Source organism: Belnapia mucosa, assembly GCF_016775475.1.
GTDB classification, from domain to species: Bacteria; Pseudomonadota; Alphaproteobacteria; order Acetobacterales; family Acetobacteraceae; genus Belnapia; species Belnapia mucosa.
Map to the genome: position 1 here is coordinate 1 of NZ_JAEUXJ010000095.1, position 436 is coordinate 436.

At 67.4% G+C, this 436-nt stretch carries 1 protein-coding gene; it reads right to left on the bottom strand.

Features of this window, described 5'->3' with window-relative positions; translation table 11 throughout:
- The coding region (locus tag JMJ55_RS30510) for an IS5 family transposase (RefSeq protein ID WP_202829356.1) at window positions 1-436 on the bottom strand (436 nt) is incomplete at both ends.

Consider the following 436-nt stretch of genomic DNA (forward strand, 5'->3'; position numbering starts at 1 on the left):
GCAGGAGCGCGCCGAGACTGACGCGGATCATGGCTTCGCTGACGTCGCAGCGGCGCTCGTAGTCACGGACGAGGCGGCGCCAACGCGTCATCCAACCGAAGGTCCGCTCGACCACCCAGCGTCTGGGCAGGACATGGAAGCCCTTCTGGTCGGCCAGCTTGCGGACGATCTCGATGACGAAATCGCGGTAGGCAGCCCGGCTCATCAGCTTTCCCCGATCATAGGCGCCGTCAGCAAACAGATGCTTCAGCCAGGGCCAGCGCTTACGCACCGCCTCGATGATCCGCTCCGCCCCGGCCGCGTCCTGGATGTCGGCTGTGGTCAGGTTGACCATGAGCAGGCGCCCGTCCGTATCCACGGCGACATGCCGCTTGCGCCCCTTGATCCGCTTGGCGGCGTCGTAGCCCCCGCCGTCAGGCGCGTGCGGCGCCTTCAC